The organism is Flavicella marina (assembly GCF_009193215.1).
Lineage (GTDB): Bacteria > Bacteroidota > Bacteroidia > Flavobacteriales > Flavobacteriaceae > Flavicella > Flavicella marina.
In genome coordinates this window covers 322,068-336,284 of the sequence record NZ_VYVA01000003.1, presented here as the reverse complement: position 1 = coordinate 336,284, position 14,217 = coordinate 322,068, and the positions used below count along the sequence as shown (strand labels likewise).

General features: G+C 33.9%; 15 protein-coding genes and 1 tRNA gene. 4 read left to right on the top strand and 12 right to left on the bottom strand.

Annotation, left to right across the window (positions count from 1 at the left end; genetic code table 11):
- The first annotated feature begins 23 nt into the window (after positions 1-23).
- Positions 24-944 carry a sensor histidine kinase gene (locus F6P99_RS08455; RefSeq protein WP_152287033.1) on the top strand — a complete coding sequence of 307 codons (921 nt, stop codon included), beginning with the start codon at positions 24-26 and terminating at the stop codon, positions 942-944.
- 79 nt (positions 945-1,023) lie between these two features.
- A complete protein-coding gene (locus tag F6P99_RS08450; protein WP_152287032.1) occupies positions 1,024-3,360 on the top strand; it encodes an efflux RND transporter permease subunit in 2,337 nt (778 codons plus the stop codon).
- Positions 3,361-3,471: 111 nt separating this feature from the next.
- On the opposite strand, the gene F6P99_RS08445 is transcribed toward F6P99_RS08450, so the two are convergent.
- Positions 3,472-4,596 (bottom strand): sterol desaturase family protein, encoded by a 1,125-nt coding sequence (locus tag F6P99_RS08445; protein ID WP_152287031.1) that lies wholly within the window; start codon positions 4,594-4,596, stop codon positions 3,472-3,474.
- 173 nt (positions 4,597-4,769) lie between these two features.
- On the opposite strand from F6P99_RS08445, the gene rpoN reads away from it, so the two are divergent.
- Together rpoN and F6P99_RS08435 are read left to right on the top strand one after the other, a co-directional pair.
- Positions 4,770-6,227, top strand: a complete 1,458-nt coding sequence (gene rpoN / locus F6P99_RS08440; RefSeq protein ID WP_152287030.1) for an RNA polymerase factor sigma-54 — start codon at positions 4,770-4,772, stop codon at positions 6,225-6,227.
- A gap of 3 nt (positions 6,228-6,230) precedes the next feature.
- The gene (locus F6P99_RS08435) at positions 6,231-6,836 is read left to right on the top strand and encodes a hypothetical protein (protein ID WP_152287029.1); all 606 of its coding nucleotides are present in this window, start codon (positions 6,231-6,233) and stop codon (positions 6,834-6,836) included.
- On the opposite strand, the gene F6P99_RS08430 is transcribed toward F6P99_RS08435, so the two are convergent.
- The 11 genes from F6P99_RS08430 to F6P99_RS08380 form a co-directional block, all read right to left on the bottom strand.
- Entirely contained in the window at positions 6,833-7,492 is a 660-nt protein-coding gene (locus tag F6P99_RS08430) for a porin family protein (protein ID WP_152287028.1), read from the bottom strand. The genes F6P99_RS08435 and F6P99_RS08430 overlap by 4 nt on opposite strands.
- Before the next feature lie 101 nt (positions 7,493-7,593).
- Positions 7,594-8,076 carry an ExbD/TolR family protein gene (locus F6P99_RS08425; protein WP_152287027.1) on the bottom strand — a complete coding sequence of 161 codons (483 nt, stop codon included), beginning with the start codon at positions 8,074-8,076 and terminating at the stop codon, positions 7,594-7,596.
- A gap of 8 nt (positions 8,077-8,084) precedes the next feature.
- A complete protein-coding gene (locus F6P99_RS08420) occupies positions 8,085-8,720 on the bottom strand; it encodes an ExbD/TolR family protein (RefSeq protein ID WP_152287026.1) in 636 nt (211 codons plus the stop codon).
- Between the two features lie 6 nt (positions 8,721-8,726).
- Positions 8,727-9,185 carry a hypothetical protein gene (locus F6P99_RS08415; RefSeq protein ID WP_152287025.1) on the bottom strand — a complete coding sequence of 153 codons (459 nt, stop codon included), beginning with the start codon at positions 9,183-9,185 and terminating at the stop codon, positions 8,727-8,729.
- Positions 9,186-9,190: 5 nt separating this feature from the next.
- Positions 9,191-9,916: a MotA/TolQ/ExbB proton channel family protein gene (locus tag F6P99_RS08410; protein WP_152287024.1), complete on the bottom strand. Its 726-nt coding sequence runs from the start codon at positions 9,914-9,916 to the stop codon at positions 9,191-9,193.
- Positions 9,917-9,979: 63 nt separating this feature from the next.
- Positions 9,980-10,066, bottom strand: a tRNA-Ser gene (locus F6P99_RS08405).
- 264 nt (positions 10,067-10,330) lie between these two features.
- On the bottom strand, positions 10,331-11,671 hold the full coding sequence (accC, locus tag F6P99_RS08400; protein ID WP_152287023.1) for an acetyl-CoA carboxylase biotin carboxylase subunit: 1,341 nt from the start codon (positions 11,669-11,671) through the stop codon (positions 10,331-10,333).
- 70 nt (positions 11,672-11,741) lie between these two features.
- A complete protein-coding gene (gene accB, locus F6P99_RS08395) occupies positions 11,742-12,233 on the bottom strand; it encodes an acetyl-CoA carboxylase biotin carboxyl carrier protein (protein WP_152287022.1) in 492 nt (163 codons plus the stop codon).
- A gap of 35 nt (positions 12,234-12,268) precedes the next feature.
- Positions 12,269-13,264, bottom strand: coding sequence for a beta-ketoacyl-ACP synthase III (locus F6P99_RS08390; RefSeq protein WP_152287021.1), 996 nt, complete (start codon positions 13,262-13,264; stop codon positions 12,269-12,271).
- Positions 13,265-13,442: 178 nt separating this feature from the next.
- Positions 13,443-13,637, bottom strand: a complete 195-nt coding sequence (gene rpmF, locus F6P99_RS08385) for a 50S ribosomal protein L32 (RefSeq protein ID WP_152287020.1) — start codon at positions 13,635-13,637, stop codon at positions 13,443-13,445.
- Positions 13,609-14,181, bottom strand: a complete 573-nt coding sequence (locus F6P99_RS08380; protein WP_152287019.1) for a YceD family protein — start codon at positions 14,179-14,181, stop codon at positions 13,609-13,611. The genes rpmF and F6P99_RS08380 overlap by 29 nt, the downstream gene beginning before the upstream one ends.
- Between the last annotated feature and the right edge of the window lie 36 nt (positions 14,182-14,217).

Sequence of the window (14,217 nt, the reverse complement as noted above, 5' to 3'; positions counted from 1 at the left end):
CCTACGTATCTTTGTAAAAAAAGATGAAATTGAAACGTGAAAAACTTTTCACTCCATTTAGTGTAGTAAGCTTCTCTACTATTGTGTCTGTGCTATTATTTAGTATTACTTACGCATTTCTTCACGACGAAAACTTCGAAATTGGATTGGCAAAAGCAATCATTATCCCGATAGCAATTGCATTGCCTATTTCTCTTTATTCAAAAAAATACCATCAAAAAATAAAAACCCAAAAAGAAGAATTAGAACGATTGAATAATACCAACAAGAAACTCATGTCTATTATCGCGCATGACATTCGAAGTCCATTAGGAATCGTAAAGGGGTATTCTGAAATGATCTATGAGGATGCAAATAACAAAGACACCTTTGAGATTCATAACAAATTAGACAAAGTTGCAACACGAATCGATAATTTATTGCTTTTTTTAAACGACCTTTTACGTTGGTCGAAAAACCAAATACACACCTGCGAGGTGCAGCTTACTCCTTTTTCAACAAAAGAAACTATTGATACCATTATCGATAGATATGCTTCAATCGGAAAGCAAAAAGAAATTACAACTACAACATCAATCGAAGTAGAAGAACTTCTTTCCGATAAAGAAATATATTCTTTTATCCTGAGAAATTTGTATGAAAATGCCTTAAAGTTCACAAATATTGGAGGAGCTATTCATATTCAAATCAAAGAGATTGACAACCAAATTTACACCAGCATTCAAGATGATGGAATTGGGATTCAACCAGAAAACATCGAAAAAATTTACGATGAAAATTTATGGTTTTCGACAGAAGGGACTCATAAAGAAAAAGGAACAGGACTTGGTATTAAAACAATATTGCAATATTTAAAAATTTGTAATGGGGCTTTTAAGATAGACTCAGCGCCGAACAAAGGCACAACAGTAACTGTAATTTTCAAGAAAAAGGAAATCGCCTAAAAGTTCAGCAAACATTATCCTTCAATAATACCCTACGTAAGTAGTTTGGATTTCTTACTTTTGACAAAATTATTTTTTCATGAAATTTTGGTCAAAGACTTCTCGTTTTGTTTTAAAACAACAATATGCAATTTTATCTGTAATTGCGATCATCACGGTTCTTCTTGCTACACAGATGAAGTACATAAAATTGTCTTATACCGAAGCAAACTTACTTCCGAAAGACCATATCGAGAACATCAAATACGATAAATTTCTAGATGTTTTTGGAGAAGAAGGAACCTTAATTGTTGTTGGAGTAAAAGACAGCACCCTTTTCACGCCAGAAAAATTTTACAATTGGAATCTCCTAGCAAAACAATTAGATTCTTTTCCAGAATTCGAGTACTCTATTTCAATTGGTGATTTAAAAGAACTAACAAAAAACAAAGAATTAAAAAAGTTTGAACTCACCGATATATCTATTGAGAACTTAGACACACAAGCAAAAGTCGACTCGTTGAAAAATCACCTTTTTAACGAAATGCCATTTTACGACAACTTGTTGTTTAACAAGGAAACTCAAACCATGCAAATTGCGGTTTTTGTCGACAAAGAAATTGTAAACACAAGGGCTCGAAAAGAATTAATATTTGAACGATTTAACCCGCTAATCTACAAATTCGAAAAGGACAATCAAGTAGATTTACACGTTTCTGGAATGCCCTACATTCGTTCGATGAATTCAGAAAATATCAAATCTGAAATGGCCATTTTTGTAGGCTTGGCATTGTTTGTAACAGCTTTGATTTTCTTTCTGTTTTTCCGATCATATCGTGCTACGTTCATCACACTACTCGTAGTAAGTATAGGTGTAATTTGGGCTTTTGGTTTTATTGGACTGTTTCGTTTTCAAATTACAGTATTGACTGCGTTGATCCCTCCACTAATCATTGTAATTGGAGTACCGAATGCTATTTTTATTATCAACAAATACCAACAAGAGATAAAGAAACACAGCAATAAAACAAAATCATTGCACCGTGTAATATCAAAAGTAGGAAATGCTACATTGATGACAAACATTACCACCTCTGCTGGTTTTGCAACTTTTATCTTTACCAACAGTTCTTTATTGAGAGAATTTGGTGTGATCGCCTCTATCAATATCATGGCAATTTTTGTATTGTCTATTTTAATTATTCCTTCGATCTATAGTTTTATGCCACTTCCGAAGAAAAAGCATTTAAAACATTTAGAACAAAGATGGATTTCGAGAATTGTTGATTGGATGATTTTTATGGTTCGAAATCGAAAAAACACGATTTATACCGTTGCTTTTATCGTAGTTATCACAAGCATCATTGGAGTCTACAAAATAAAAGTTTCAGGTAGTTTGATCGACGACATGCCAAAAAGCAAAACTTTCTACAAAGACATCGTATTTTTTGAGCAAGAATTCGGAGGCATCATGCCTCTAGAAATTATGATCGACACTAAAAAAGAAGGAGGAGTTTACAAATTATCTTTTCTAAAAAAGGTTGACAAGCTCTCTAAATTGATTGGAGAAACACCCGGTCTATCTAGAGCTACATCTATTGTAGACCTAGTAAAATATTCGAAGCAGGCCTTTTACAACGGAAATCCTAAATACTATCAATTACCTACTTCTCAAGAAAAAGCATTCTTGCTAAACTACATTAAAAACTCTGATCAAAATTCAGGTTCTGGAGCGGTACTTAATAAAGTAGACCCAAATGGTCGTTATGCGCGAATTACAACCTATATGCAAGACGTAGGTACCGATCAGATGGAACAAATCCAACAAGACATCAAACGACTTGTAGATAGAGAATTTGACTCGAACAAATATGAAGTAATGTTGACAGGTAAATCTCTTATGTTTTTAAAGGGAACCAATTACTTGATAAAAAACCTTATCATTTCTTTAGGTCTTGCCATAGTGTTGATTTCAATTTTTATGGGATGGATGTTCAAATCGCTTAAAATGATTTTTATCTCATTAATTCCCAACTTATTACCACTGTTAGTTACTGGTGGTATTATGGGGTATTTAGGAATCCCAATCAAACCATCAACCATTTTAGTTTTTAGTATCGCCTTTGGGATATCTGTTGACGACACTATTCATTTCTTGGCAAAATACCGACAAGAATTGATTGCTAGTAATTGGAAAATTAGAAAGTCTGTCTACAAAGCTATAAGAGAAACGGGAGTGAGTATGTTTTATACTTCTATCGTTCTATTCTTTGGGTTTTTGGTGTTCTTAGTTTCTAGTTTTGGAGGAACAAAAGCTTTGGGTGGATTGGTCTCGATAACGCTTCTTTTTGCGATGGTATCTAACTTATTGTTATTACCTGCGCTGTTACTTTCTTTAGAAAGAAAAATGGCAAGAGACAATAGAAAAAAAGGATAATCTTACCTGTAAAGATGGTCTCTAAATGATACAATAGGAGCATTCGAAGCAAGAGGTGTGACGCCAGTTGAAGCCAACTCTCTTAAGCGAAAAAATAAGAACCGAACAAATTTACATTTGTAGGAAATAGAAATTATATAAAATAAAACCAGTGAGCACCAACCTCACAATTTCTAGTATCGTAGTTTTAGTTCCTTCCAAAAGTCGACCTGTGATGATAAGTGTTAGCATAACAAACACACCAATAGCCGCCATATTTAAAATTGACAATTGACTCATAAAGTAAGCGAACACTAAAATCACTACAAACAATCCAATCGTATTGAATAAGATATACGTTTTTGTCAAGGCAGAAAATTTCGTGTATTTATAAGTTCCTTTGTCGATATACAAAGGCATCAAAGAAAGTTCTCCTGATGATGGTACCCAATCCGGACCACTAACCAATAACAATAATTTTTCTTTTATTGATGGTAGTTGTTTCATTTGGTAACCTAAATTCCTATAATAATGAAACACTGAAGTTAAAAAGTCTCTTGAGTTGATGTCTTTTGTAATTCCATATACCACTTCAGCCTTCTCTTCGGCAAAAGTTCCGAAAATACGATCCCAAATAATCAATACACCTCCATAATTTTTATCTAAATACTCTTCATTACTTCCGTGATGCACTCTATGATGCGAAGGTGTTACGAAAAAATACTCTATAATTCCTAATTTCGGAATTAATGTAGTGTGCAACAAAAACTGATACAATCCAATCACCAAATGCGTTCCTAGAACAACCTCTGGAGTAAAACCTAGAATTGGCATTAAAGACCAAAACAACACTCTCACAAATACTTGTAAAGGAGTTAAATTTAATGCAACGGTATAATTATAATCTTCACTTTGATGGTGTATGATGTGCGCACCCCAAAACAAATTAATTCTGTGTCCAGATTTATGATAAAAATACCATATAAAATCGGACATCAACACTGCAAAAATAAACCAAGCAATCGTATTTGGAACCGTGAAAATTGACACATAATCATACAAAAACTGATAATAGAAGAAAATCAATGGCACCATAAACAGACCAGCAATTCTATCAAAAACCCCCATCAATAAATTTGATATCGTATTTTGAAATCTAAAAATTTTTTTTCCTTTCGAGCGTGCATACAGATATTCAATACCTAGTACAAAAAAAACGATTGCCGCTGCTATCCAAAGATGCTTATCCCCTTTCACTTTTATATTTTTTTACATTTGCAAAGATAAAAACTTCATTTGAATAAATACCTTTTGATATAAATATGAACATTCGTTAATTTTAAAAATTATTTGTGTCTTTGTTGAAAACAATAAACGAAACTAAAATTCATTTATAGTAAGAATCCAACCTAATTAGTATCTTTGTTTACATGCTTAAACAGAATTTTCAATTAAAATTATCACATAAATTATCTCCACAGCAGATTCAGCTGATGAAGCTAATTCAACTTCCTACACAGGCTTTTGAGCAAAAATTAAAACAAGAAATTGAAGAAAATCCTGCATTAGATATTGAAAGAGAGACGGAAGATTCTTATGAGGATGAATTTCAAAATGAATATGAAGATACCGGCAATGAAAATATTGATGCAGACGAAATAAACATTGACGAGTATCTAAGCGATGATGAGATACCTCAGTACAAATTACAAAGCAATAATTACAGTGCTGATGATGAAGACAGCCAAATTCCCTATGCAGGTGGCGTGAGTTTTCATCAGAATTTAAAAAGCCAACTCAATACATTTTCATTAAACGATCATAAATTTTCAATTGCAGAATTTTTAGTTGGTAGCTTAGATGAAAGCGGTTATTTAAGAAGAGATATACTTGACTTGGTTGATGATCTCGCTTTCACACAAAATATTTACACCACAGAAGATGAGGTTGAAGAAATATTAATAGCGATCATACAGAATATGGATCCTATTGGTGTTGGTGCGCGTGATTTAAACGAATGTTTGATCATTCAGTTAGAAAACAAACCAAAAACAAAATCCATAGATCTTGCTATAGAAATATTAAGCAACAGTTTTGAACATTTTGTAAAAAAACACTACAAAAAACTACTTTCTAAATACGGCATTTCTGAAGCCGAATTAAAAGATGCGATCTCTGAAATAGAAAAACTAAACCCAAAACCGGGAGGAACCTATACCGTTACGTCAAAAATAACTGACCAGATCGTACCAGATTTTACGATTCAAATTATCGATGGAAATTTAGAACTGAGTTTAAACTCAAGAAACGCACCTCAATTAAATGTTTCTAGAGAATACAACAATATGCTAAAAGGGTATCAAGAGTCTAAAGAAAAAACTAAGTCTCAAAAAGATGCTGTTTTATTTATAAAACAAAAATTAGATGCTGCCAAGTGGTTTATCGACGCAATAAAACAAAGACAACAAACGCTTCTACTGACCATGAATGCTATCATGGATTATCAAAACGACTATTTTGTTTCGGGTGATGAAAGAAAACTAAAACCGATGATTTTAAAAGATATCGCAGATAAAATAGAAATGGATATCTCAACGGTTTCTAGAGTCGCAAACAGCAAATATGTTGCAACACCTTACGGAACCAAATTACTAAAGGATTTCTTCTCTGAATCAATGAAAAACGATCAAGGAGAAGATATTTCTACCAAAGAAATAAAAAACATCTTAAAAACTGTCATAGACGAAGAAGACAAACGAAAACCTTTGACTGATGACAAACTAATGCAAAAACTCAAAGAAAAAGGGTACATCATCGCAAGAAGAACTGTAGCTAAATATAGAGAGCAATTGGACTTACCTGTAGCGCGTTTAAGAAAAGAAATTTAACCCATGATGCAGCGCGTTTACAAACTAATTTCCATCGTATTTCATCCAATATTACTTCCTCTTGTAGCTACGCTCAGTTTTTTTGTAATAGGTAATAGCAACCTCATCGATAGTGTCAAATTAAAAATCATTTTGCTCGTTGGCATTGGTACCTATTTATCACCTGTAATCCTATTAATCATTTTAAAAAGGAAAAAACTCATTCAATCAATTGAAGTAAAAAACATTGATGAGAGAAAAATACCGATACTATTTATGACAGTATTATTTTATGTACTCGGTAAAACACTGGGAAGAATAGATCCTTTATTTCTTTTGTCGAACTTATTTATCGGCTGTGCAATTTCACTTGCTATCTGTTACATGTTATTCGTGAAAAAATTAAAACTTAGCATCCATATGTTAGGCATGGCTAGTTTTATTTCGTTCACGCTCATAATGAGTATTTACATGCAAGTCAATTTATTAATGGCAACGGCATTACTGTTTATTGCTAGTGGGCTAGTTGCAACTGCAAGAATACAATTGAAAGCACATAGTTTACAAGAAATAAACCTTGGATTTATTGTAGGACTCCTACCTCAATTACTGTTTATATATTTCCATTAAAATATATAAAACATCAATCCCAAACGCATCGTATTCATGCGCAAATCGTTATCACCTTCGAAGAAAGGAACCAAAGCATAATCAAAATAAACATTCCAAGTTCCATATCCAGCTGAAATGGCGAATGAATATTGCCAAGGCTTTACATGCAAAACATTGGTCAAATTAACAATCTGATTGTCGGTTGTACCAATCGCACTTGAATTAAGTATATATGAAAAATTTACTCCAGTATATATCCTCCAAAATTTATAATCTTGCAAGGTTGATGTCCTCCAACGTATTTGAAAAGGAATATCAATGCTATTTGTTTTGATAGTATATGTTTGGTCAAAAGTTTCAGTTGCAAATACATCTTGATTTGATTCTGTGACCACTACATTCTGAATGTATGTGTTAAAAGAATACCCTAATCCCAAACCAACACCAAAATTTCTTCGCTTATTAAACGGAATATCACGAATAAAACCCGTTGATATACCATAAGCAAATCCATCTTTTAAAAACCCCTCTGGTGTATTATCATAAATATTATAGGTCAACCCTAGATACAACTGATCTTCTAAATACCGAGGATCGATACTAATAGAGTCTTTTTGCGCAGATCCTATAAAACATAGAAAGAAAAATAAATACGAATAATACTTTTGAAACATTCAGTAAATCTATACAGGTTAGAAGAGCGTTAAAACAAAGATAAACAAAAAGGCATTCGTTAGTAAAACGAATGCCTTTAACTTAAAATATTTAATAAATATTATTTCATGTTTTCAGATAAATCTCCCTTACGAGTAGAATAACTGATTTTAAGAGCATTGATATCTCTTAATTCAATTCTAATATCGTGAATGGTACCAACACCACAATTGATATCAGACTTGATAGAAGTAGTCATATATGGAATCTCTTCAGGATTATGTTTTTCTTGCTCTGAATAGATGAAATTAGGAATTTCACTTACTTGAGAAATTTTATCATTCAACTGAATTTTATCTCCAGATCCATATTTGGCTTGATCTTCTGGCTTGGCTTTACCAACATATATTGTACTTACCAAACTTTTATGTTCTAATTTCTTTACTTCAGAAGCATTAGGCAACTTTGGTGGTTTGATCAACAAATCGGTTTCTCTCATTGTTGTTGTAACCATAAAGAAGAACAATAACATAAATACAATATCTGGTAATGCAGCAGTATTCACAGCTGGTAACCCTTTTTTCTTTTTTCCGAATTTAGACATATATTATATTATTTAGTTGGTTCAGCATCAGATATAATCTGAGGATAAGCTTCTTTTACTTTCTTAATCACTGCTTTCAAAGCTTCGTTTTCTTTATCATTACCAGAAAGCAACAATAATTCGTCGTAACTCATACCAGCATATTGACCTTTAATGTATTTTTTCGCATAACGATTTCTCAATTCTGTGTATGCTGCTAACAATTCATTTTGAACTGTAATATACATCCCATAAGAAGTACCTCTATCACTTTGTACAGATATAATTGCTTTGTTCGGGTGATCAGAAGAATCATCTGCTTTTTTACCATTACAATAGTCACAAGCCGTTCCAGGTCCGTATTCAGTTGGTTTCCCAACACCTCCTCCGTTATCCAAGAAGTCGATTGTGTATTGTTTTAAGTCTTCAATTTCCATTCTCTCATCTTCAACCAACATTTCATTGTTACGGTTCAAGTTGATTTCAAGAATGTTCTTTTGTTTAATTACAGGCGGAGTGTAATTTTCTGGCGGTTTTTCTGATAATTTACGAGAAATTCCAGAATCAACATCCATCGTTGTTGTTACCAAGAAAAATATCAGCAACAAGAACGCGATGTCGGCCATCGATCCTGCATTAATTTCAGGGAGTTCTTTTCTTGCCATAGATTCTTATTTAATGATTTTTTTCACACCACCTAATACGATCGTAACAATTGCAGTTGCTCCTAGTAAAACAGTATACCAAATACCTGTACTTACCCATTTAGAGTTTGCACCTTGTTCTCCACCTTCTAAAACTTCACCGTTTACATTGGTTACAGCATCATCTGGTGCCAACCCGTAAGCTGCTCCTAAGAAAATTCCCAAAACAACCAATCCTAATAAAGTTTTCTTTAATGCCTCTGGCTTTTTAAATAAACTGATAATTGAGAATAAAACTGAAAGTCCTAATACCAATATAAACAATCCTATAGAAAAAGTAACCATAGGTCCTACGATTCCTAAAGATCCTCCTCCTTCTACGATAGCTTCATCTCCAGTACTTACAATCTTAATAAAGAAATAAGCAGCAACGATAGCTATCAAGCCAACAAGACCTTTTAATATATTTGTTAATTTCTGATTCATTCTTCTTATTTTTTATTTTTTACCAATAGGTCAATTAATGAGATAGAAGCATCTTCCATATCATTTACGATTCCATCTACTTTAGAAATAATGTAGTTGTAAAATACTTGAAGAATAATCGCTACAACCAAACCAAATACAGTTGTCAATAAGGCTACTTTAATACCTCCTGCTACTACTGTTGGAGAAATATCCCCTGCTGCTTGAATCGAGTCAAAGGCTCCAATCATCCCGATTACAGTTCCCATAAACCCAAGCATCGGTGCAAGTGCGATAAATAAAGATAACCAAGAAATGTTTTTCTCTAAAAGTCCCATTTGAACTCCTCCGTAACCTACTACCGCTTTTTCAGCAGCTTCGATTCCTTCATCAGCTCTATCTAATCCTTGGTAAAAGATTGAAGCTACAGGTCCTTTCGTGTTTCTACAAACTTCTTTTGCTGCATCAACACCACCTGAAGTTAAAGCTTCATCGATACTAGCTACTAATTTTTTAGTATTTGTAGTAGCCATGTTTAAATAAATAATTCTTTCAATAGCAATTGCTAAACCTAAAATTAAAGCTACCAAAACGATTCCCATAAAAAATGGACCACCTTCAATAAAACGTTGTTTTAATATTTGGTGAAATGTTTCTGTTTCTACAGATTCTGCTGCCTGCGCAAACGCACTTTGTGTTGCTCCTAAAAACATAGCACCTGTAATTGTAAGGATTGTAAATACTCTTTTCATTGTGATAAAATTAATTTATTAATATAATTAAGGTTTTAAACTAGTTAACCTAAAAAAACACTGCGGAGAGAAAGGGATTCGAACCCCCGTTACAATTTCTTGTAAACACGCTTTCCAAGCGTGCGCCTTAAGCCGCTCGGCCACCTCTCCGTGGACATGCCTTCTTAGGTTCAGCAAGTAACAAAAAATTGTTGAATCTGTAAAAAAAATTATGTGTTTATTTAACTAATTCATGTGTTTTTCTATCCATTAATCACGAATCATACCGTTTTTCAACCAAGACAACATTTAAAACGTATTTTTCTTAAAATTAATTTAACATTGAAGACTGAACCCACACATCAACGTTCATTATGAAACAAAAAAAAGAGGAAACAATGTTGTTTCCTCTTTTTCAATAACTTATCGAATTTCTTATTTCTCCATTTCAAAATCTTCCATGAATTTTGTAGTATAATTACCTGCTACATAATCCGGGTGATCCATCAATTGTCTATGGAAAGGGATTGTCGTTTTTACTCCTTCAACCACAAATTCATCTAAAGCTCTTTTCATTTTATTGATTGCTTCTTCTCTTGTTTGCGCTGTGGTAATCAACTTTGCAACCATAGAATCGTAGTTTGGTGGAATTGTATAACCAGCATAAACGTGCGTATCTAATCTTACTCCATGTCCTCCTGGAGCGTGGAACGTAGTAATTTTTCCTGGAGCTGGCATAAATCCTCTATGCGGATCCTCAGCATTAATTCTACATTCAATAGAGTGCATCTTTGGCAAATAATTCTTACCCGAAATTGGCACTCCTGCCGCTACTAATATTTGCTCACGAATCAAGTCATAGTTCACCACCTCTTCTGTAATTGGGTGCTCTACCTGGATACGTGTATTCATTTCCATGAAATAGAAGTTTCTGTCTTTATCAACCAAAAACTCAACTGTACCTGCTCCTTCGTACTTGATATACTCAGCAGCTTTAACTGCAGCTTCCCCCATTCTTTCACGAAGGTCATCCGTCATAAATGGTGAAGGTGTTTCTTCAGTTAACTTTTGGTGACGTCTTTGTACAGAACAATCTCTTTCAGACAAGTGACATGCTTTACCAAAAGAATCTCCTACAATTTGAATTTCAATATGTCTTGGCTCTTGAATCAATTTCTCTAAGTACATATCATCATTACCAAAGGCTGCCTTTGATTCGTATCTAGCAGAATCCCAAGCATCTTCCAGCTCTTCTTCTTTCCATACGGCACGCATACCTTTACCTCCACCACCGGCAGAAGCTTTTAACATCACAGGGTAACCTGCTTCTTCAGCCAATCTTTTACATTCGGCAAAATCTTCAATCACACCCTCACTACCTGGTACACATGGCACACCAGCAGCAATCATGGTAGATTTGGCATTTGCCTTATCTCCCATCCTATCAATCATCTCAGCACTCGCTCCGATAAATTTGATATCGTGCTCTTCACAAAGACTTGAAAACTTAGAATTTTCAGATAAAAATCCATATCCTGGGTGAATTGCATCAGCATTTGTAATTTCAGCAGCAGCCAAAATATTTGACATTTTCAAATACGAATCTGTACTTGATGGTGGTCCAATACAAACAGCTTCATCAGCAAATTTCACATGCAAACTTTCTGCATCAGCAGTTGAATAAACTGCTACCGTTTTAATCCCCATTTCTTTACATGTTCTGATAACACGCAAAGCTATTTCACCTCTATTGGCAATTAATATTTTTTTAAACATAATAGTTTTTTTTATACTGTTCGTCTGTATCTAAACAAACAAAATAGTGTTAGTAATTATGCTCTGTAGATTAAGATGGGTCTACTAAAAATAATGGTTGACCGAATTCAACTGGAGAAGAATCTTCTACCAAAATCTTAACGATTTTTCCAGATACTTCTGATTCGATTTCGTTGAATAATTTCATTGCTTCAATTACACAAACTACTGAGTCAGCTGAAACTGAATCACCTATCTCTACAAAATTAGATTTGTCCGGAGATGGTTTTCTGTAGAAAGTTCCGATAATTGGAGAGGTAATTGTTACATATTTAGAATCTTCATCCGCAGACTCAGCAGCTGGTGCCGAAGCAGCAGGTGCAGCTGGAGCTTCTGTTGGAGGTACAACTTGTGATACAACCGGGATTTGTGCTGGAGCCATAGGAGACTGTACAATCGTAGTTTCTGTTTTACCAGCACCCGTTTTTACAGTAATCTTAATGTCTTCCATTTCTAATTTTACTTCACTTGCACCAGATTTGGCTACAAATTTTATCAAATTTTGAATGTCTTTTAATTCCATAATATGTTAATTGTAAGTAATGTTTAGTTTTATAATTAAGAGTTATAAGCCCACTTTAAATAAAGGGCTCCCCATGTAAATCCACCACCGAAAGCAGCAAATACAATATTATCTCCTTTTTTTAATTTTTCTTCGTAATCTGCTAACAACAATGGTAATGTAGCAGAAGTCGTATTTCCATAGTGTTGAATATTCACCAACACCTTATCCATATCTAAATTGATACGTCTTGCTGTTGCCTCAATAATTCGTTGATTTGCTTGATGTGGCGCTAACCAATCAATATCTTCATTGGTAAGATTATTGCGTTTCAATATTTTTTCACTTGCATCAGCCATATTTGAAACAGCATATTTAAATACTGTTTTACCTTCTTGCTTGATATAGTGCTGACGTTTGTCTAAAGTCTCTTGCGATGTTGGTTTCAAAGAACCTCCAGCTTCAATACGTAAGAATTCGCGTCCAACAGCGTCACCTCTTAAATATTCGTCTTGAAAACCTAATCCTTCTTCATTTGGCTCAAAAAGCGCTGCACCAGCACCATCACCAAAAATAATACATGTAGTTCTGTCTGTATAGTCGACAATCGAAGACATTTTATCTGCTCCAATCACCAAAACCTTTTTATACCTTCCAGACTCTATATAAGCAGATGCCGTTGACATGGCATATAAGAAACTTGAACATGCAGCTTGTAAATCATAACCAAAAGCATTTACCGCTCCTATTTCTGTAGCAACATGCACAGCTGTAGAAGCAACGTTCATGTCTGGAGTTGCAGTACCGATAATAACCATGTCGATTTCTGCTGGATCTAAATTTCTTTTAGCGATTAAGTCTTCTGCAGCTTTGATAGCCAAATAAGATGTGGCCTTATCCTCATCTTTTAAAATTCTTCTTTCTTTGATCCCTGTTCTGGTAAAAATCCACTCATCGTTAGTTTCAACCAAAGATTCTAACTCTTTATTGGTAAGAGCATAATCAGGAACATATTTTCCTACTGCTGTAATAGCTGCAGTGATTTTAGTCATAATAATGTATTTTATTTGGCCTATTTTTTCAAAAAAAAATAGAAAAAAATCTAGAGTTCAAATTAATGAAAATTATTTTACATGGAACAAAAAAACAACGCTAAATTGCATTTTTCACCCCAAAACACCAAAAAACCCTCTAATCAAGAGGGTTTTTTGTAATAATTCTAATAAAAGACTATGCTTCTGACTCAGCTGAATCAATTACGATTTGTCCTTTGTAGTAAAGTTTTCCTTCATGCCAGTGAGCTCTGTGGTACAAGTGTGCTTCTCCAGTTGTTGGATCAACAGCTACCTGAGGAGCTACTGCTTTATAATGAGTTCTTCTTTTGTCTCTTCTTTGTTTAGATATCTTTCTCTTTGGATGTGCCATTACGCTGTGTTTTATCTATTAATAAATCTTTCAACTTTCCCCATCGCGGGTCGGTTGTATCTTCTGTGTTTTTTGTACTCTTTTTTACTTTTAGTTCTTCTAACTTATTCAGTGCTTCAGATTGCATTGTGCCATCTAAAACTTTTGGATGTATTCTTTTTGCCGGTGCCGACAAAACCAACATCTCAAAAATAGAATGCGCTACATTGATTCTATGCTCTGTATGAGGTACATATATAATCTCTTCGTTTCCATCATCATAACCATCACCAAATTTCACAATCAATGACAAACTACCTTCTATCGGCATGTCAAAAGACTCTCCGGTCTGGTCACAAGGAACATTAATAGTACCTTCTGAAGAAAACTCTAATTCAAGCATGGTTGCTTTTTTCACAAATACCAACCCAACTTTTATACTTGCATCATCAAACTCATCGAATTCAAATGCATCAAAGAACTTTTTATCAATCTGATATTCAAACTTGTGTTCTCCTTCCTTTAATCCAATAAAAGAAATGTCAAACTCTTTCAACTCTTTCATAACGAACATCAATTTGAGCGTGCAAAGATATAAAAT